The following is a 19,331-nucleotide window of genomic DNA, read 5'->3' as shown; positions in this document are numbered from 1 at the left end:
CTTCCCGAAAGGCCGTCTCCATATGAGCAACCACGCTGAACTCCGTCGCCTGGTCGACAAGTTATGGAGCTACTGTGACGTGCTGCGCGACGCCGGGGTGGCTGCGATCGAGTATGTGGAGCAGCTGAGTTTTCTGCTGTTCCTCAAGATGGCCGATGAGCGTGAGAAGAACCCGTTCTACCCCAAAAAGGTGTTCCCGCCGGGGCTTGATGTCTCTTGGGACCGGCTCGCCTCGCTCAGTGGGGACGCGCTGGAGGTGGAGTACCAGCGGGTGCTGCGCAAGCTGGGCAAGGAGCCCACCAATCTGGGCGTGATCTTCCGCAAGGCGCAGAACCGGATCCAGGAGCCGGCGCTGCTGCGCAAGCTGATCCGTGACCTGATCGGCACCGAAACGTGGTCTGTGGGCGGTGACCTGAACGGCGACGCGTTTGAGGCGCTGCTGCAGCGCTCGGCCTCGGGCGTGAAATCCGGGGCGGGCCAGTACTTCACGCCGCGGCCGCTGATTCACGCCATGGTGGAAGTGATGCGCCCGGTGCCGACGGATTTTATCATCGACCCGGCCTGCGGAACGGGCGGGTTTCTGCTCTCCGCTGTGGAGTACATTGAACGCCACTTCGGCACGGGGGTGACGCCGGACCAACGGGAAAATCTCAGCTCCGGGCAGCTGGTCCGCGGGGTTGAACTGGTGGATTCCACCGCCCGGTTGGCCACCATGAACCTTTTCCTGCACGGGGTGGGCCGCGAAAACGGGGAACCCGTGATTGACGTGCGCGACGCCCTCTCCGGGGTGTCGTCCACGCACGCCACGCTGGTGCTGGCGAATCCGCCGTTCGGCAAGAAGTCCTCCATTACGGTGACCGACGATGAGGGCCGGGCGGAAAGGGAGGACGTTTCCTACTCCCGCCCGGACTTCTGGGTCACCACCACTAACAAGCAGCTGAACTTCCTGCAGCACATCGCCTCGCTGATGGCCGTCGGCGGCCGGGCTGCCGTGGTGGTTCCGGACAACGTGCTCTTCGAGGGCGGGGTGGGGGAAACCATTCGGCGGCGGCTGCTGAAGGAGTACGACGTGCACACCCTGCTGCGTCTGCCCACCGGCATCTTTTATGCCGGTGGCGTCAAGGCCAATGTGCTGTTCTTCGACCGGAAACGTGCCCGGCCGGAGAAGCACTGGACTGACAAGCTCTGGGCCTATGACTTCCGCGTGGGCGAGCACTTCACCATGAAGCAGAACCCGCTGCGGGACGAGCACCTAGCGGATTTCATTGCCTCCTTTGCCGCGGAGGACCGCTCCCAGCGGGTGGAATCCGAGCGCTTCATCTCCTTTGGCTATGAGGAACTCCTGGCGCGGGACAAGGTCAACCTGGACATCACCTGGCTGAAGGACCCCTCGCTGGAATCCGCGGACGACGGCGTGCCGCCCGAGATCATTGCGCAGGAAATCGTGGAGGACCTGCAGGCGGCGCTGGCCGAGTTCGCGGCGGTGGCGGATGCGCTCACGGCCCGCGCGGCGGAACGGGGTTCGGTATGAAACCGGAGCAGGTCAACAAGGCGGCCATTGCCACTTTCGTGGTTTTTGCCATCAACGGGCTGGCCTTCGCCAGTTGGGCCGCCCGGATCCCCGCTGTCACCCGCGTGCTGGGCCTGAATCCGGGCGAAATGGGCGCGGTGCTGCTGACAGGAGCTGCCGGTTCGGTGCTGGCCCTTCCCGTGGCCGGGACTATCGTGGGCCGGATCGGAACGGCCAACACCTCTCGTCTGGGAGGGTCCTTGGCGGCCATCGGGGCCCTGGTCATTTCGATGGCGCTGCTGGTCACCTCGGTGCCGATAGTCGTCGTCGGGCTGTTCCTCTTTGGAATTGGCATCGGGCTGTGGGACGTCTCGCAGAACATCGAAGGCGCGGAAGTGGAGCGGCATCTGGGCCGCACGGTCATGCCCCGGTTCCATGCCGGGTTCAGCGGCGGGGCCTTTGTTGGTGCCCTGCTGGGTGCCGGAATGTCCAGTCTGAATCTCAGCCTGTCCCTGCACCTGACCGCGATCGCGGTCTTCGTGATGGTGGTGCTGCTGGTGGCGACCCGGTATTACCTGCCGGAGCGGGACCTGCACACCGGCCACGCCGAAGGGGTCCGGCTCGACAATCCGTCACCGGTGAAACCCGCCCCCAGCGCTTGGCGGGAACTGCGCACGGTGCTGGTGGGGCTGGTGGTCCTGGGTGCAGCGCTCACCGAAGGGGCCGCCAACGACTGGATTGCCAAGGCTACCGTGGACGGGCTGCACAGCAGCGAGTCCGTGGGCGCCGTAATGTTCGCCGTGTTCGTTGCCTCGATGACCATCTTCCGTTTCATTGGCGGGCGCTATATTGACCGCTTCGGCCGGGTTCCCGTGCTGTATGCAAGCCTGGGTGCGGCACTGGTGGGTCTGGTTGTCTTCGTTTTTGGTCCGAATATCTGGATTGCCGGGCTCGGCGCCATCCTTTGGGGAGCCGGCGCCGCCCTTGGCTTCCCGATGGGGATGTCGGCTGCGGCGGATGATCCGCAGCGGGCAGCCGCACGGGTGTCGGTTGTTTCGACCATCGGCTATGTGGCCTTCCTGGCCGGGCCGCCGCTGTTGGGATTCCTTGGGGATCATTTGACGATCCGGGTCGCGCTGCTGGCGGTGGGCGCCGCCATCGTTGCTTCGCTGCTGACGGCACCGGCGGCAAAGCCGCTCCCGGCCGTCCGGGCGGAGCTGGGCCGGCCTGAGCACCGGGGGTAATATGTGATGCGGTTCACATTTGGTTAAGCGGGACCGTTAACGAAGCAGGTGACGCGTGATCATTGAGGCAACCGGTTTGACGAAGGTCTACAAGGCCAAGGGCGGAGCTGTGCATGCGCTCGATGGGCTGAATCTCGCCGTGCCGGAAGGGACAGTGAAGGCACTGCTGGGACCCAATGGAGCAGGCAAGACAACGGCCGTGAAGGTCCTCACGACGCTGACCAGGCCCGACGCCGGCTCCGCCAGCATCGCCGGTATTGATGTCCTTCGTGACCCGAAGGCCGCGCGTCGCATCATCGGAGTCTCCGGGCAATACGCGGCAGTGGATGAAAATCTCACCGGCTTTGAAAACCTGGAAATGGTCGGGCGGCTCTACCATTTGGGCGCGAAACTGGCGAAACAGCGTGCCGGCGAGTTGATAGAGATGTTTGAGCTGACGGCCGCGCAGAACCGGCCGGTCAAAGGGTTCTCCGGCGGCATGCGACGCCGGATCGACCTGGCCGGCGCCCTGGTTATCCGGCCCAAGGTCCTCTTCCTCGACGAGCCCACCACAGGGCTGGATCCGCACGGCCGGCTGGCAATGTGGGACGTCATCAAGTCCTTGGTGGCGGACGGGACGACGCTGCTGCTGACCACGCAGTACCTTGAGGAAGCCGACCAGCTGGCGGATGAGATTTCCGTGATCGACGACGGAAAGGTCATCGCGGAGGGTACGGCGGATGAGCTCAAGGCCCGGATCGGCGGCCACCGTGTGGAAGTCACGCTGGTCGCGGAGTCCGACGCCGACGCGGCCCGCGAAATCCTGACCCGCCACGGCGAGGGCGAACCCTCGACGGACGGTGACGGCCGAAGCCTGGAGGTCGGGGTGATCAACGGGCCGGTGTCCCTGCACAGGGTCCTGGGGGCACTGAACGATGCCGGCATTGCCCTGCACGATGCCGGGATCCGCCGGCCCACTCTCGATGACGTATTCCTCAGACTCACCGGGCACGGCACCGGCCAGGAAATGGCTGACCACGCCAGTGGACCGGAGAAGGTCACGGAAAAGAGGGTTCAATGACCACGACATTGCCCCAGGTCCGGCTCAATCCCGCGGCACTGTGGCTCTCCGACGGATGGATCGTCACGAAGCGCAATCTGATCAAGATGAAGCGCTCGCCGGACATGCTGCTCTTCGCCGTACTCCAGCCGATCATGTTTGTGCTGCTCTTCAGCCAGGTGTATGGCGGGTCCATCGCGGTGACGGGGACGGACTACACGCAGTACCTGATGGCGGGGATTTTCGGTCAGACGGTGGTGTTCGGTTCAACGTTTTCCGGCTCCGCCATGGCCCAGGACCTGAAAGCCGGCATCATTGACCGGTTCCGGACCCTGCCAATGAGTCCTTCGGCGGTGCTGATCGGGCGCACCAACAGTGACCTGCTGCTCAACGCAATTTCCATGCTGATCATGATCGCCACCTGTCTTGCGGTGGGTTGGCGGGTGAACTCCTCCGTGCTGCATTTTCTGGCCGTCATTGGCCTGCTGCTGCTGTTCAGCTATGCCTTCAGCTGGGTGATGGCCCTGCTGGGGATGAGCGTGAAGAGTCCGGAGACCATTAATAACGCCTCCTTTGTGGTGCTGTTTCCGCTGACTTTTATTTCCAATGCCTTCGTTCAAAGCAGCAACCTTCCCACTCCGCTGCGGCTATTCGCGGACTGGAATCCGGTCTCGGCCCTGGTACAGGCCGCGCGGCAGCTGTTCGGGAACCTAGGTACTGCGCCCATTCCGTATGCGTGGCCTATGCAGCATGCCATTCCCACCGTGATAATCGGCGCCCTCGTGATGCTGACGGTCTTCGTGCCGCTGTGCGTGCGGAAATTTGCCTCCATCAGTTCCCGGTAGATTTTAGGAGGGCCTGGACCGGGTCGGTCCCGGGGCCGATCCGAAGATAAATCCCGATGTCATCCCTGCGGATTACCCGGAGCGGACCCTGAATCATCCCCCAGACAGACGTTTAATGCCCGGAGGGTGGGTAGCGTTGAGGCTGAAATCGACAGACAGCAGCCACCAGGCTGCCGGCAGATCTACACAAGAGGATGATCACATGATCGAGGCAACAAACCTCGCTAAGCATTACGGTGAAAAACCCGCCGTGGCAGGCGTGACCTTCACCGTCAGGCCCGGCCAGGTGACGGGTTTCCTCGGGCCCAACGGGGCCGGCAAATCCACCACGATGCGGATGATCGTGGGCTTGGATCGTCCCTCCGCCGGATCTGTCATTGTGAACGCGCTGCCGTACGCCAATCACAAGGATCCGCTGCACCAGGTCGGCGCCCTGTTGGATGCCAAGGCCGTGCACACCAGCCGCAGCGCCTACAACCACCTGCTGGCCATGGCGGCGACGCACAATATTCCGGACCATCGGGTGAACGAGGTCATCGAAATGACCGGTTTGGCGGAGGTCGCGAAGAAAAAAGCCGGCGGATTCTCCCTGGGCATGGGGCAGCGTCTGGGCATTGCCGCCGCCCTGCTGGGCGACCCGCAGACCCTTATCCTTGATGAACCGGTCAACGGGCTGGACCCCGAAGGTGTCCTCTGGGTGCGCAACCTGGTCAGGTACCTGGCCGGCCAAGGCAAAACCATCTTCCTTTCCTCGCACCTGATGAGCGAAATGGCCCAGACCGCGGATCACCTGATCGTCATTGGCCGTGGCCGGATCATCGCCGATGCCCCGATCAAGGACATCATCGCCGGCAACCAGCAGGCCCGGACCAGGGTACGGGCGCAGCAGGTCTCCGAGCTGGCCGCTCTGCTCGCCGGCAACGGTGTGAGTGTCAACAGCGGCGAAAACGAGACACTGGAGGTGTCCGGCCTTGATGCTCACCAGATTGCCCGCATCGCGCTGGACAACCGGGTGCTGATCTACGAGCTGACCCCGCTGAACGCCTCGCTGGAAGAGGCGTACTTCGATCTGACCAAGGACGAGGTCGAATACCACTCCCATCCACTCGACAGCGGCCCCGGCTCGGGTTCAGGTCCCGGCCCCTTCGCCGCTGCAGTCCCCGCCCCGGGCGGCTTCCCCCCGGCCGGCACGAATGCCGATCCGATGACCGGCAGCGGTTTCGACCGCGCGGAAGGAAAGTAAGAGCTATGGGTACCTCAACAACGGCCAAGTCTGCCGTCCCCTCGACCGCCGGTTCGGCCGGACTGACCTTCGGCGGTGTGCTGAAGTCCGAATGGATCAAATTCCGCTCGCTGCTGTCCACCAAACTCCTGGTGCTGTGCGCCTTCGTGGCCGTCATCGGCGTGGGCACGTTGGCGGCCTGGCTTCGCGGAACGGTGATACAGCAGCTCATGAGTGGTGCGGCAGAAAGGGGGCCGGCCCAAGGCGCGCGCGGCGTCAAGCTGACCGAGGCCATGGCGGAACAGAGTCTGCCGCCGGCTTTCGACATTTACGGTGTCCCCAATGCCGGTCTGCAAATCGGCATTCTGATTCTCGGATCCCTGGCGGTGCTGTTCATTTCCTCCGAGTTCGCCACCGCCATGATCCGCTCCACAATGACAGCCGTTCCCAGGCGCCTGCCGGCGTTCGCGGCCAAGGCCATTGTGCTGGTTGTGGTGGCCTATGCTCTCACGCTTGTCGCGGCGTTCGTCACCTTCCTGATCTCCATTCCGATCCTGCACGCCTACGGGGTCAGCATGAGCCTGCAGCGCGACGGCGTGGTGCAGGGGATCTTCATGGGCGGCCTGTACGTTGCCGGCGTCGCCCTGATCGGTCTGTCGCTGGGAGCGCTGCTGCGCAATTCGGCCGGCGGGATCATGGTGCTGGTAGCGCTGTTCTTCGTGCTGCCGTTCGCCACCTCGCTGCTCGGCCTGGTGCCGGGGGAATTCTGGATGCATGTCAATGAGTACGTGCCCAGCGTGGCCGGCGGCAGGATGCTGGAGATCGGGCACCGCGATGCCTTTATCGATCCGGGGGCCGGTGGCCTGATCTTCCTGGCCTGGATCCTGGTCTTCCTGATTCCGGCAGTGGTCACGCTCAAGAAGCGTGACCTCTAGCCTGCGGGGAAACAGGGCACCTAGGCTCACCACCATGGGCACCACAGAGCAGGCAGGGGCACCGGCGGAACGGACGGCCTACGGTGCCACTGCCGAACTGCATGGCGGGCAGGGCATAGCGGCCGTGTCCCCGGCCGAACTCACCGCGAGGCGCCGCGGAGCGTTCCGGCGGTACTTTTACGAACGGCCGCTGGTCATGGATCTCGTGATCGTCGCCATCTACCTCCTGCTGTCCGCGTCCACGGTAATCCCGCGGCTGATCGCGGTGAGTTTCTGCACCTGATTCTGACCGTCGTCTCCGCCGGTCTGCTGATGTTCCGGCGGCGCCGGCCTGTCGCCGTCGTCGTGCTGGCGGTGATCGAAACGGTGCTGCTGGTCCAGGACCCGCTCTCCAGTAACGCCAGCCTGAGTCTGTGGTTCGGGCTGTACGCCGTCGCGGTGCAGCGCGGCCGGGTTTTCAGCTTCATCACGACGACGGCGGTCAGCCTGCCGCTGCTGCTGGTGTTCCTCCTCCTCTTCAGGCTCCCTACCCGAATGGTTTCAGAGGGGACCGACAACCTGGCGCTGACCGGCATCATTGCCGCCGCCGTCGTTCTGCTGTCCAATGTGGTCGCCACCGGAATCGGACTGAACGTACGGCGGGACCGTGAGCATGAGATGGAACTGCGCGCCTGGGCGGACCGCAATGCCCAGCTGGCGTCGGTCTCCGAGCGGAACCGGATCGCCCGTGAAATGCATGACGTGGTGGCGCACTCGCTGACCGTGATGATCGCCCTGTCGGACGGGGCCGCCGTCGTCGTCAAACGCAGTCCCGAGCGCGCCGGCCAGGTGCTTGCGGAACTGTCCCAGACGGGACGCACCGCTCTCGCCGATATGCGCCGGGTGCTCGGCGTGCTGCGGGCGGACGGATCACTGACGTCGCAGTCGAGACGACCGCTGCCGGCCGGAGCAGGCATCGATGGTCTGCTGGACGGCTTTCGGACGGCGGGTCTGCCACTGACGCTGACCCGGACAGGACCGGCGCTCCCGACGGACCCCGCCTTTCAGCTCACCGTCTACCGGATCCTGCAGGAGTCGCGGACGAATGTGCTGCGCTACGGCCGGTCAATTTCACGGGTCCAGGTGGAAATTACGCATTGGGGCGGACAGGTGCGGCTGCGGATATCCGACGACGGGCGCGGCAGCACGTTAGAAGTCCCTTCCGTGGGTACGGGGCAGGGGATTGTCGGCATGCGGGAGCGGGCCAACATCTATGCTGGAACGGTGCAGGCCGGCCCGGGCCCCTACGGCGGGTGGGTGGTTGAGGCCGTACTGAACACCTGACCGCGGTGACTCTCGAACCGAGAGTCCGTCCGCACTTCACGAACGTTGGCCCACCGTTGAGGAGACCATGAGTTTGCCTGCGCACGACGACGACGGCGGCACGCCTGGGGCAGACGCCGCCGCTTCGGTGCTGCTGGTTGATGACCAGCCGCTGCTGAGAATGGGGTTCCGGCTGATTCTGGAGGGTGAGGAGTCGATCGTCGTGGTGGGGAGGCCTCCGATGGTGCCGAGGCGGTAGCCAAGGCGGCGCTGTTGCGGCCCGATGTGGTCCTGATGGATGTGCGGATGCCCGTTATGGACGGTATTGCCGCTACCCGGAAGATCACCGCGGGCGGGAGCTGCGCCCGGATCATCATTTTGACGACTTTCGACCTGGACGAATATGCGTTCGCGGGGCTGCAGGCGGGGGCGAGCGCTTTCCTGCTCAAGGATGTTGCCCCCGCCGAACTCATCCGCGCTATCCATCTGGTGGCCAGTGGGGATGCCGTGGTGGCCCCGCGGGTCACCCAGCGGCTGCTGGAGAATTTGTCCGCTCCCGGCCGCCGCGGAACGGGCAGGAGTCCAAGGACCCTTTGCTGGCCGAGCTGACCCGACGTGAGACCGAGGTCCTGCAGGCCATCGCGGAGGGCCTCTCCAATGCCGAGATCGCGCACACGTTCTTTTTGTCCGAGGCGACGGTGAAGACCCATGTGCGCCGGATTCTGACGAAGCTTCACCTTCGGGACCGGGTCCAAGTGGTGGTTTACGCGTATGAGACCGGCCTGGTGGTGCCGAGCAACCCCGACTACTGAACGATCGCTTCATCGGCGCCGGTAGCCGCGCCTATCCCCGCATACCAGCGGCCAGGTGTGTGATTGCCGGAATTCAATCCGGGTTCGTGAACCATCGGCTGTGGCTGCAGGGGTGACGGATGTTTGGTTAAATCGTTGTATGACTGAAGCCGTGAACCACATCCTGGACCTGGGCGCCTACATCAGCTCGTCGCCGTCGAGCTTTCACGCCGCCCATGAGGCGGGACGTCGGCTGACCGCCGCCGGGTTCACCCAACTGGCTGAATCGCAGGCCTGGACCGGCGGACCTGGGCGGTTCTTCCTCATCCGCGACGGTGCCATCATAGCCTGGCTGACGCCGGAGCATGCCACGGCGGTCACCGGGTTCAACATTCTTGGTGCGCACACGGATTCTCCGTCCTTCAAGCTCAAACCCAAGCCCACCACAGGCAGGTTTGGCATGCTGCAGGCCGGCGTGGAAGTCTATGGCGGTCCGCTGCTGAATTCCTGGCTGGACCGCGAACTGAGGCTGGCGGGCAGATTGGTGGCGCTGGACGGGACCGAGGCGCTGGTGGCCAGCGGCCCGCTGCTGCGCTTCCCCCAGCTCGCCATTCACCTGGACCGCGGGGTCAACGACGGGCTGGTGCTGGACAAGCAGCAGCACATGAATCCGGTCTGGGGACTCGGCGATCCGGCCGGCGCTGATCTGCTCGGGCTGCTGGCGGCCGAGGCCGGCCTGGACCCGGCGCAGATCGGCGGGTACGACGTCGTCATTGCCGACACGCAGGCCGCTGCCGTCCTCGGGGCGAAGGGGGAGCTCTTCGCCGCCGGCCGGATGGACAACCTGACCTCCGTCCATGCCGGCCTCATTGCCTTGATCGCGGCCGCCGAAGCCGGCGCGGCGGACGGCCCGATCGCAGTTTTCGCCGCTTTTGACCACGAGGAAGTGGGCAGCGCCTCCCGCTCCGGCGCCTGCGGTCCGATCCTGGAGGATGTCTTGACCCGGGTTTCCGACGGGCTCGGTGCGACGGTGAGCGAACGGCGCCGCGCCTTCAGTAATTCCTTTTGTGTCTCCGCCGACGCCGGGCACGCGGTGCATCCGAACTATCCGGAGCGCCACGATCCGGCCAACCGTCCGGTGCTCAACGGCGGCCCGCTGCTGAAGATCAATGCCAATCAGCGCTACGCTACGGATGGTGCCGGGGCTGCCGTCTGGGCGCGCCTATGCCGGGGTGCCGGGGTGCCATATCAGGAATTCGTTTCCAACAATGTGATGCCGTGCGGCTCCACCATTGGACCGCTGACGGCCACCCGGCTCGGCATCAGGACAGTCGATGTCGGCACGCCGCTGCTGTCGATGCACTCGGCCCGGGAACTGTGCGGGGTGGAAGATCCCTTCCGGCTGGCCCGGGTGGCAGAGGTCTTCTTCGGGACCGTGGCCTGAGCGCCGGTGGTCTGAGCCCCCGACCTTGGCCCGTGGGCTGAGTTCACGGCCGCGCGGGGACCGGCGCGCTACTGGGCCAAGCTGACCACCAGGTTGATGGTGGTGGCGAGGATGCCGGTGCCGAAGACGTAGGCCAGTAGGCTGTGCCGGAGCGCGGCGGAGCGCATTTCACGCGTTTGGATGTCCGTGTCCGAGACCTGGTACGTCATGCCCAGGCTGAAGGCGGTATAGGCGAAGTCCGTATACTGCGGCGGCTCGTCCTGATTGAAGCTGATTCCCTTCGGCACGCGCCGCGAGTAGTAGATTTCCGCGTAACGCAGGGTGAAGAGCGTGTGCACCAGGAGCCAGGACAGACTCACGGTGCCCAAGGCGAGGAGCGCCAGCAGCAGTTTGGCGATGCCCTTGGCGTCCTGCGCCGCGATCATGACCAGAACGACGGCGGCCAAGCTGACCAGGGCGGCCAACAGAATCAACAGATCAGCGGTGGAACGCCGGGGATCCTCCTCCACGGCATGCCGGGCCGTGGCATCCGCATCCATGCGGGAGATGGTCAGCCAGATCCAGAGGTTGTAGATCAGCGCCGCAGCCGCCCAGCCCACCGCCGGGGCATAGATCCACTCTCCCAAAAACGCGGTACCGAGGCCGGCAACTATCCCGGCCAGGATCATGATCGCAAAACGCAGATGCGCGCGCCGTGCCCGAAGTGATGTGATCGCCATGGCCCGATCTTCCCACATGTTGCTGCGGGCCGGACGGCGCGCATCCGCGGTTCTTGACGGGCGGGCGTATCGTGGCCAGAGTCAGCGGTGGCACGAATTCACGAACGACGGTGAGCATCACATGGCGGCGAACACAACCATCAATCCCACGGGTACCGGCAACGGCGTCAGGCAGATCGCCGCAGCCGGTGTCGGGAACGCCGTCGAATGGTATGACTGGTATGCCTACAGCTTTCTGGCAGTGAACTTTTCCGGTCAGATCTTCCCATCGCATGATCCCACCGCTTCCCTGCTCAGTGCGTTCGCCATCTTCGCTGCGGCGTTCCTGCTGCGGCCTATTGGCGGGCTTTTCATCGGCAATCTGGCGGATAAGATCGGCCGAAAAAACACCCTGTCACTGACCATTCTCACCATGGGTCTGGGCAGCCTCATTGTGGGCCTTACACCAACGTTTGACGCGGTGGGGGTCTGGTCCCCGATCATCCTGATCTTGGGCCGGATGATTTCCGGGCTTTCGGTAGGCGGCGAATTTGCCGCCAATTCGGTCTTCCTGGTCGAATCCGCGCCCGCCAACCGGCGGGGATTCTTTTCCTCCTTTCAATACGTCTCTACCACGTTCGGTCAGCTCATCGCCTCCGGCCTGGCAGCGGCCCTGGTATTCAACCTCGGTTCAGCCGGCATGAATGCCTGGGGCTGGCGCGTGCCGTTCATCCTCGGTGCGGTTCTCAGCCTCGTTGGCCTGTGGATCCGGCGCGGCGCCGCGGAAACATTCATCGAACCGGAAAAGACCAAGCGGGCCGGGGTCTTCGACGCGCTGATCAAGTATCCCCGGCAGTCCCTGCTGATTGTGGGCATCACGATCGCCGGAACCATCACGTACTACACCTGGACCACGTACCTGCCCACATATGCCAAGGCCAACGGCTCGCTGGGCCAGGGCCCGCTGCTGTTGATGTCGACGATCGCCCTGGTGTTCTTCATGCTCATTCAACCGCTGGTGGGCGCGCTTTCGGATCGGATAGGCCGCAGGCCGCTGCTGATAGGATTTGCGGCGATCTTCACCGCCGGAATCATTCCCGGGCTGTATCTGGTGTCCAGATCCGGCTTCTGGGGCGCGCTTGGCGTCATGATGCTCGGCATGCTCGTCCTCAGCGGCTACACCTCCATCTCGGCGGCGATCAATGCCGAGACAATTCCAACCCATGTCCGCGCCGCAGGCATCGGCTTCCCCTACTCGCTGGCCGTCGCTCTCTTTGGCGGTACGGCACCGCTCATGGGCACCCTCTTCGCCGAGTGGAACAACCCAGGATTGTTCGGCTGGTACGTAATGGTCCTGACCGCCATTTCCCTGGTGGTCTACATCTTCCTTCCGGAGACGGCGCGCAGACCCCTACCGGAATAGTGGTGGCAGGCCCGCATCGCCGCAGATCAATAGCCCAGGGGGATATCAGCGCGGCGGTCTGACGATTGGAGCCGTAAGACTCAAAGAGCTCGTTGAGGAAGGTCTGGGCCTCCGCCTTCTCACTGCCCGCCTACGGGCTCCATTTGCCGGCAAAATTGACCAGAGCCGCCCGGATTTCCTCACCGCTGCGCGCCAGTGCGCCCCCAATCATCGATATTCAGCTATGAGCCGAGGTTACAGGAGCCGGAAGGCTTCCTGCCGGTAGTACGCGTCCTGCATTAGCCGTTTCTGGGATTTATCGAGCGCGGTTATCGCCTCATCCAAGGCCAGCCTCGGACGCGGTGCGTTGCTGACCCGCTGGGTTGCGTGCCCTGAATCCTCCACTGCCAGCGCCGTAACGTAGTACTGCGTGCGCGGTCTCTGACCCCGTGTCAGAAGAGGTTCCCGGCATGTGCACCTAGTTTAACCCAGATCGGAACTTGACGTTTGAAAGTATCCACAGGGACAGACGACCGCTATCCACAGCCGGTCCTGTCGCCGTCGTACTTACGGTAATATAGATAAGTCTGTGCTGGCGGCCGGTAGCGGGTTTTCCGCTTGCTCCTGTCCGTAGCCCGCCCAGTCACCGCAAATGAACCTCCTGTTACGGAAAGACCGTAGCCGTTTAGCCCAAAGGAGGTGGGTTCACATATGCGTCCTTACGAACTGATGGTAATCATCGACCCCGAGGTCGAAGAGCGTACCGTTGAGCCGTCGCTTCAGAAGTTCCTGAGTGTCATTACCACCGATGGTGGAACCATCGAAAAGGTAGACATCTGGGGCCGTCGTCGACTGGCTTACGAGATCAAGAAGAAGACCGAAGGTATCTACGCAGTGGTGAACTTCACCGCAGCTCCGGCTACCACCCAGGAACTTGACCGCCAGCTGGGTCTCAACGAGACCATCCTGCGCACCAAGATTATCCGTCCCGAGGACCAGAAGGTCGTTGCCGAGTAATTCCGGTTTCAGCTTTTCAGCGTTTTCATCCGTAGGAACACACCAGCAGGAAGCAGGAGCAGATGGCAGGCGAAACCATTATTACTGTCGTTGGGAATCTCACCAGCGATCCGGAACTGCGGTTCACGCCGTCAGGTTCGGCAGTAGCGAACTTCACCATCGCATCCACTCCGCGGACCTTTGACCGTCAGTCGAATGAGTGGAAGGACGGCGAAACGCTGTTCCTCCGCGCATCCGTTTGGCGTGAGGCTGCCGAGAACGTTGCGGAGTCCCTGACCAAGGGCACCCGCGTGATCGTCTCCGGCCGGCTGAAGTCGCGTACCTACGAGACCAAAGAAGGCGAAAAACGCACCGTGATGGAGCTTGAGGTCGACGAGATCGGCCCCTCGCTGCGCTACGCCAATGCCAAGGTCAACCGCACCCAGCGCTCCGGCGGTGGTGGCGGAGGCAACAGTGGCGGCGGCTTCGGCGGCAACAGCGGTGGCGGTAACTTCGGCGGCAACTCCGGTGGGGGAAACCCGGCTTGGAGTGGCGGCGGAAGCCAGGGATCGGGCCAGTCCGCTCCGGCTGACGACCCGTGGGGCGCGCCCTCCGGTGGTTCTGCAGGGTGGGGTGCGGGTCCGGATTCCTCGGAACCTCCCTTCTAAACACTATTCATGACGGCAGTTGCCGTCGCAAACCATCCCGTGGATCCATATCCACGGGCTCCACGAATACTAAGGAGCTCCACGATGGCAAAGGCTGAACTCCGTAAGCCCAAACCAAAGTCCAATCCCTTGAAGGCCGCTGACGTCACCGTCATCGACTACAAGGACGTAGCATTGCTGCGCAAGTTCATCTCCGACCGGGGAAAGATCCGTGCGCGCCGCGTCACGGGCGTCACCGTTCAGGAACAGCGCAAGCTCGCCCAGGCAATCAAGAATGCCCGCGAAGTTGCGCTGCTGCCCTACTCCGGCGCCGGCCGCGGCTAAGCGAAGGGGATAACTAGATGTCTAAGCTCATTCTGACCCATGAAGTCACCGGTCTCGGTGCCGCCGGCGATATCGTCGAGGTGAAGAACGGTTACGCCCGTAACTACCTTCTGCCCCGCGGCTTCGCCCTGACCTGGAGCAAGGGTGGCGAGAAGCAGGTTCTGTCGATCAAGGCTGGCCGTGCCGCTCGTGCGCATGCTTCGGTTGAAGCTGCCCAGGCCCAGGCCGTTGCTTTGTCCGCGAAGCCGGTCAAGCTCGTCGTCAAGGCCGGGGAATCCGGCCGCCTCTTCGGTACCGTTAAGGCCGAAGATGTAGCCAAGGCAGTCGAGGCTGCCGGGCTCGGCACGATCGACAAGCGCAAGGTTGAATTGCCGGCGCACATTAAGAGTGTTGGCTCCTACACCGCCAATGTCCGTCTGCATGAGGACGTTGCCGCTGTGATCAACCTGGACGTTGTTTCCAGCTAATCGATCAACAGTTGAAGGGACTCCAAGCGAGTTTGGGTATCCCGCAGGTTTGAAGGCGAGGGCCTCTACCCATCGGGTAGGGGCCCTTTGCCGTCCCCGGTGGGACCACTGCCCTCAGGATCGGCACTCTCCGGATCGGTGCCGGCACGTCCAAAGGTGGCATAGCTGGTGAACGCGTCGCTGGTCATAAGCTTTTGCACCCGCTCCAGCGTGCTCAGCTTCCCCTCCGCCTGCTCCCGCTGATTCTCGGCCAGCGCGGCCCGCAGCGCCGCCCGCTGACGAGCGTCGCGGTCGTCGTCCGCTTCGGCGCGGTCGTCACCCGTTCCGGTGCCGCCGTCCGTCCCCCTGATGCCGTCCACCATGGGCTCAGTCTAGGCCTGATAGCCTGTGGCCGTGACCCTGCGACCGTTTGCCCAAGTTGACGTCTTTTCCGGCTCTCCGTACCGCGGAAATCCGCTCGCCGTGGTGCTGGACGCCCAGGGGCTCAGCGGCGATCAGATGCAGCAGTTCGCGAACTGGACCAACCTTTCCGAAACCACCTTTCTGCTGCCGCCTGGCGACCCCCCTTGCCGACTATAGGATCAGGATCTTCACAGCCACTGAAGAGTTTCCCTTTGCCGGACATCCGACGCTCGGCTCCGCGCACGCCTGGTTGGCGGCCGGTGGAGTGGCTAAGAGTGGGAACATGCTCATCCAGGAATGTGCCGCCGGTCTGGTGAGGGTGAAGCACGACGGCGACCGGCTGGCCTTCGCGGCCCCGCCACTGACACGCTCGGGACCGCCGGACGAAGCCACGATGGGTGCGCTTGCTGCGGGGCTTGGTCTGGCGGCTGCGGAGCTGCTGGACGTCTCGTGGCTGATAAATGGACCGGAGTGGATCGGCGTACTGCTTGGCTCGGCGCAGCAGGTCCTCGACGTCCGCCCTGACTATGCTGCGCTCGACGGACTCAAGGTTGGGATCATAGGGCCACACACAGCACGATCGGAGACTTACTTCGAAGTGCGTACGTTCATTGCCAACGACGCGGTGACAGAGGACCCGGTCACCGGCAGCTTCAACGCTGGAGCCGCACAATGGCTGATCGGCTCCGGGCGGGCACCGACGCGCTACGTTGCCTCGCAGGGCACCGTGTTGGGCCGGGCTGGACGGATTTATATCGAGGCGGACGGAACGGACATCTGGGTGGGCGGACGCTGCCGAACCTGCATCAGTGGGACGGTTGGGATCTAACGGCGAGACCCAGCGGTGGAGGCTCAGCGCCCGCTGTTACCCCGCACCGCTGTTACCCGAGCCGGTCCACGAACGTCTTCGCATCCATGAGGCCAACACCCGTCTTGGAGCGCAGCAGCGCGATGGCCTGCATCTTGCTGCCGTTGCGAACGAGCGCCTGAAGCTGTGAGACCAGCTGCGGATCCATTGACATGGGCTGGTCCTGGCCGGCAAAGCGACCACCATTCTGGCCCCCGTTACGGCCGCTAAGGTTCTGCCCGTGGGATTCATTCTGACCCCGGGCGACGTTCTGGCCGTGGGTTTCGTTCTGTCCCTGAGCGGGCGACGTGCGGTAAGCGTTGGCCTGAGAGTAACCGGTACGCTGGGACGGATGGGCCGGGCGCTGTGCGGCCGAGCGCGCCGACGCCTGGATCTGCGCCTGCGCCTTGCGCGCCAGCTCCTGCTGATAACGGTCGGCGTCGGAGAGGCCGCTCTTCCCGGTTCTGCCCGCCTTGGCTGCCCAGACAAGCACGATGACTCCGACGACCGCGATGAGCACCACAATGAACCAGTCCATAACCCGAGCATATGCCACCTTTGGCCAGCTGCGAACGGTCCGGTGCGGCGCAGCCAATCCTATGCTCGCAACGGATTATGTGACTGCTCGCGACCGGCGGTCAGACGCTCATCGGCCGGGGGTATGCCCGTACGGGAATACGCCGTGGTCAGACGCCCCCGACGGGATCCAATGGCGATACCAGGGGTGCATACTTCGCCATTTGCACGCGGCCGGCTATCGGCAGTGCGACGCTTTGTCAACACGTAAGCTGTGGATGAAGGTTGGAGGAAAACTTCTTTTCCTCCACAGGTTGTGGGGAACGTTTTCGCAGGTCAGAGCCGTATGAGAGCGGAATAATTAATGATATCCACAGCGTTCTCCCCAGCCTGTGCACAAGACACGCCCGCACTATTCACAAGTTATCCACAGGCTCGGGTTGGCTGTCCTGCGCTGAGGGTCTACCGTGACTGAGGATCCCTTCCCAGCAACGCACTTTGTCGGTGCCGGCTGTTAGGAATGAGGTATCCGCGGAACAGTCCGGCATCTTGTCGGTTCACGGTCGGCAGACCTGCGCGGCACGAAAGGGGCATTACCGATGTCAACGACGAATGTGGACTCGGTCGGGACCCTCCGCGAACCGGATTTTGCCCGCACCCCGCCCCAGGATCTCGTTGCGGAGCAGAGCGTGCTCGGCGGCATGATGCTCTCCAAGGATGCCATCGCCGACGTGGTCGAGGTGCTGCGCGGTAACGACTTCTACCGCCCTTCGCACGAGAGTATCTATGAGGCAATCCTCGATCTGTACGGGCGTGGTGAACCTGCGGACGCGGTCACCGTGGCGGATGAGCTGACCAAGCGCGGGGAAATTTCCAAAATCGGCGGTCCGGCCTATCTGCACCAGCTGATCCAATCCGTTCCCACCGCGGCCAACGCCGGCTTTTACGCCGAAATCGTCGGTGAACGCGCGGTCCTGCGGCGGCTCGTAAACGCCGGCACCAAGATCGTGCAGCTCGGGTACGCGAACGACGGCGAGGTTGAAGACATCGTCAACGCCGCCCAGGCTGAGGTGTACGCCGTCGCCGAGCGCCGCTCCGCGGAAGACTACGTCGCCCTAAAGGACGTGATGGAATCAACCGTCGACGAGATTGAAGCCTCCGGGCACCGTGGTGAAGGCATGACCGGCGTGCCTACCGGATTCTACGAACTCGACGAACTCACCAACGGGCTGCACGCCGGGCAGATGATAGTTATCGCGGCCAGGCCGGCCGTGGGCAAATCTACATTCGCTTTGGACTGGGCCCGTTCCGCGGCGATAAAGCACAACCTGCCGACGGTGGTCTTCTCGCTGGAAATGGGCCGCAACGAGCTCGCCATGCGCCTGCTCTCAGCCGAAGCCACCATCAGCCTGCAGGATCTGCGCAAAGGAACCATCAAGGACGATCAGTGGTCCAAGATTGCCACCACGATGGGTCGGATGAATGATGCACCGCTTTTCATCGATGACAGCCCGAACATGTCCTTGATGGAGATCCGGGCGAAATGTCGTCGGCTTAAGCAGCAGCACGGGTTGAAGCTGGTCATTCTGGACTACCTGCAGCTGATGTCTTCCGGCAAAAAGGTCGAATCGCGCCAGCAAGAGGTCTCCGAGTTCTCCCGCGCGCTGAAGCTTCTCGCCAAGGAACTGCAGGTCCCTGTCATTGCACTCTCGCAGCTGAACCGTGGTTCGGAGCAACGTACGGACAAGAAGCCCATGATCTCCGATCTTCGCGAGTCGGGCTCGATCGAGCAGGATGCGGACATGGTGATCTTGCTGCATCGCGAGGATATCTATGACAAGGAATCACCGCGGGCCGGGGAGGCTGACGTCATCGTGGCCAAACACCGTAACGGTCCCACCAAGACCATTGTCGTCGGATTCCAGGGCCACTATTCCCGATTCTCCAACATGGCCGTTGACTCCGCCGGCACCGGCTCCTTCTAGCTTCGCTGGCAGACCTGTCCTGAATTTTGTCTCGATTCGCTGGCCGGCGTAGCTGGCGGCGATGATCAGGACGGCGCCGGCCACGGCGGGAGGGCCCAGGCTTTCGCCGCCAATGGCCATTCCGACGACGACGGAGACGACCGCGGCGACGAAATACGCCGGCGGAAGCCAGCGTCGGGCTGCGACGGATTCGAGCATGGGAGTGAAGATGACAGTCAGCGAGATAATCAGCCCGGCGTTGGTGGCAAGCGTCAGGGAGACACCGGAAGTCTCCAGCAGTAGAACGGCCGCCTGCGTGAGGCCCAGGATGAGGCCAGTCAACCGTTCGGCTCGGCCGGGGATCGGCGGCCGTGCCAGTACCAAATGGGCAGTATTGTCAGAGAACAGCGACGACGAATCGGAGGGCCAGCAGGGCCGGAACGGAGGAGTGCCCGGTCAGGACTTTCCGCTGCTGACGGCCGATTATGATCTGGTGCTGGCTCACCGGCTGCCCAACAGTCCCGCGTGTCCGCGCACTTTGAACGTGGAGCCGCTGGTCTTTGAACCGTTGGATGTGGCCATGAGCCGTAGCCATCCGCTGGCGGGCAAGGAAAGGCTGACCGGCGGATTTAGCCACGGAGCGCTGGGTTTTGGTGCATCACGGCTATTCCCTGGAGGGCGCCATAGCTGATTTCCACTCTCGCCGGTACGGAGA

Annotated in this window: 19 protein-coding genes and 2 pseudogenes; 18 read left to right on the top strand and 3 right to left on the bottom strand. The window is 63.5% G+C overall.

What is annotated here, in order from left to right; genetic code table 11:
- Nucleotides 1-22 precede the first annotated feature (22 nt).
- From ACLLJI_RS20550 to ACLLJI_RS20505, 10 genes and pseudogenes are all read left to right on the top strand, one after another.
- On the top strand, nt 23-1,531 hold the full coding sequence (locus ACLLJI_RS20550; protein WP_434616336.1) for a type I restriction-modification system subunit M: 1,509 nt from the start codon (nt 23-25) through the stop codon (nt 1,529-1,531).
- The gene (locus tag ACLLJI_RS20545; RefSeq protein WP_434616333.1) at nt 1,528-2,754 is read left to right on the top strand and encodes an MFS transporter; all 1,227 of its coding nucleotides are present in this window, start codon (nt 1,528-1,530) and stop codon (nt 2,752-2,754) included. Before ACLLJI_RS20550 ends, ACLLJI_RS20545 begins: the two co-directional genes overlap by 4 nt.
- 55 nt (nt 2,755-2,809) lie before the next feature.
- Nucleotides 2,810-3,814: an ATP-binding cassette domain-containing protein gene (locus ACLLJI_RS20540; RefSeq protein WP_434616330.1), complete on the top strand. Its 1,005-nt coding sequence runs from the start codon at nt 2,810-2,812 to the stop codon at nt 3,812-3,814.
- A complete protein-coding gene (locus ACLLJI_RS20535; RefSeq protein WP_434616327.1) occupies nt 3,811-4,638 on the top strand; it encodes an ABC transporter permease in 828 nt (275 codons plus the stop codon). Before ACLLJI_RS20540 ends, ACLLJI_RS20535 begins: the two co-directional genes overlap by 4 nt.
- 202 nt (nt 4,639-4,840) lie before the next feature.
- The gene (locus ACLLJI_RS20530; protein WP_434616324.1) at nt 4,841-5,881 is read left to right on the top strand and encodes an ABC transporter ATP-binding protein; all 1,041 of its coding nucleotides are present in this window, start codon (nt 4,841-4,843) and stop codon (nt 5,879-5,881) included.
- Between the two features lie 5 nt (nt 5,882-5,886).
- Nucleotides 5,887-6,795: an ABC transporter permease gene (locus tag ACLLJI_RS20525; RefSeq protein WP_434616321.1), complete on the top strand. Its 909-nt coding sequence runs from the start codon at nt 5,887-5,889 to the stop codon at nt 6,793-6,795.
- A gap of 34 nt (nt 6,796-6,829) precedes the next feature.
- Entirely contained in the window at nt 6,830-7,078 is a 249-nt protein-coding gene (locus tag ACLLJI_RS20520; RefSeq protein WP_434616318.1) for a hypothetical protein, read from the top strand.
- Between the two features lie 29 nt (nt 7,079-7,107).
- Nucleotides 7,108-8,118, top strand: coding sequence for a sensor histidine kinase (locus tag ACLLJI_RS20515; RefSeq protein WP_434616315.1), 1,011 nt, complete (start codon nt 7,108-7,110; stop codon nt 8,116-8,118).
- A gap of 67 nt (nt 8,119-8,185) precedes the next feature.
- Nucleotides 8,186-8,909: pseudogene (locus ACLLJI_RS20510) on the top strand (response regulator).
- Between the two features lie 139 nt (nt 8,910-9,048).
- Entirely contained in the window at nt 9,049-10,332 is a 1,284-nt protein-coding gene (locus tag ACLLJI_RS20505; RefSeq protein WP_434616312.1) for a M18 family aminopeptidase, read from the top strand.
- Nucleotides 10,333-10,400: 68 nt separating this feature from the next.
- Here ACLLJI_RS20505 and ACLLJI_RS20500 read toward each other — a convergent pair whose 3' ends face one another.
- Nucleotides 10,401-11,051 carry a DUF1345 domain-containing protein gene (locus ACLLJI_RS20500; protein ID WP_283561000.1) on the bottom strand — a complete coding sequence of 217 codons (651 nt, stop codon included), beginning with the start codon at nt 11,049-11,051 and terminating at the stop codon, nt 10,401-10,403.
- Nucleotides 11,052-11,172: 121 nt separating this feature from the next.
- Here ACLLJI_RS20500 and ACLLJI_RS20495 point away from each other — a divergent pair, with 121 nt between their 5' ends.
- The 5 genes from ACLLJI_RS20495 to rplI all read left to right on the top strand — a co-directional run bounded on the left by ACLLJI_RS20495 (nt 11,173) and on the right by rplI (nt 14,887).
- Nucleotides 11,173-12,453, top strand: a complete 1,281-nt coding sequence (locus tag ACLLJI_RS20495) for an MFS transporter (RefSeq protein ID WP_434616309.1) — start codon at nt 11,173-11,175, stop codon at nt 12,451-12,453.
- Nucleotides 12,454-13,143: 690 nt separating this feature from the next.
- The gene (gene rpsF, locus ACLLJI_RS20490; protein WP_283560998.1) at nt 13,144-13,449 is read left to right on the top strand and encodes a 30S ribosomal protein S6; all 306 of its coding nucleotides are present in this window, start codon (nt 13,144-13,146) and stop codon (nt 13,447-13,449) included.
- Nucleotides 13,450-13,511: 62 nt separating this feature from the next.
- Nucleotides 13,512-14,096: a single-stranded DNA-binding protein gene (locus ACLLJI_RS20485; RefSeq protein WP_283560997.1), complete on the top strand. Its 585-nt coding sequence runs from the start codon at nt 13,512-13,514 to the stop codon at nt 14,094-14,096.
- An 84-nt stretch (nt 14,097-14,180) separates the two neighbouring features.
- Nucleotides 14,181-14,420 (top strand): 30S ribosomal protein S18, encoded by a 240-nt coding sequence (gene rpsR / locus ACLLJI_RS20480; protein WP_196397754.1) that lies wholly within the window; start codon nt 14,181-14,183, stop codon nt 14,418-14,420.
- Between the two features lie 17 nt (nt 14,421-14,437).
- Nucleotides 14,438-14,887 carry a 50S ribosomal protein L9 gene (rplI, locus tag ACLLJI_RS20475; RefSeq protein ID WP_283560996.1) on the top strand — a complete coding sequence of 150 codons (450 nt, stop codon included), beginning with the start codon at nt 14,438-14,440 and terminating at the stop codon, nt 14,885-14,887.
- Nucleotides 14,888-14,952: 65 nt separating this feature from the next.
- Here rplI and ACLLJI_RS20470 read toward each other — a convergent pair whose 3' ends face one another.
- The gene (locus tag ACLLJI_RS20470; protein WP_434616304.1) at nt 14,953-15,249 is read right to left on the bottom strand and encodes a hypothetical protein; all 297 of its coding nucleotides are present in this window, start codon (nt 15,247-15,249) and stop codon (nt 14,953-14,955) included.
- Between the two features lie 31 nt (nt 15,250-15,280).
- On the opposite strand from ACLLJI_RS20470, the pseudogene ACLLJI_RS20465 reads away from it, so the two are divergent.
- Nucleotides 15,281-16,118 (top strand): annotated as a pseudogene (locus tag ACLLJI_RS20465) (PhzF family phenazine biosynthesis protein).
- Between the two features lie 52 nt (nt 16,119-16,170).
- Here ACLLJI_RS20465 and ACLLJI_RS20460 read toward each other — a convergent pair.
- The gene (locus ACLLJI_RS20460; protein WP_283560993.1) at nt 16,171-16,674 is read right to left on the bottom strand and encodes a hypothetical protein; all 504 of its coding nucleotides are present in this window, start codon (nt 16,672-16,674) and stop codon (nt 16,171-16,173) included.
- A gap of 577 nt (nt 16,675-17,251) precedes the next feature.
- Between ACLLJI_RS20460 and dnaB the strand changes: the two genes are divergently transcribed.
- Together dnaB and ACLLJI_RS20450 are read left to right on the top strand one after the other, a co-directional pair.
- Nucleotides 17,252-18,637: a replicative DNA helicase gene (gene dnaB, locus ACLLJI_RS20455; protein WP_434616301.1), complete on the top strand. Its 1,386-nt coding sequence runs from the start codon at nt 17,252-17,254 to the stop codon at nt 18,635-18,637.
- Nucleotides 18,638-19,010: 373 nt separating this feature from the next.
- Entirely contained in the window at nt 19,011-19,307 is a 297-nt protein-coding gene (locus ACLLJI_RS20450; protein ID WP_434616298.1) for a hypothetical protein, read from the top strand.
- Nucleotides 19,308-19,331: the final 24 nt, after the last annotated feature.

It is taken from the genome of Arthrobacter sp. A5 (genome assembly GCF_051131705.1).
GTDB lineage: Bacteria > Actinomycetota > Actinomycetes > Actinomycetales > Micrococcaceae > Arthrobacter_M.
This window is presented reverse-complemented; position numbering and strand designations above follow the sequence as displayed.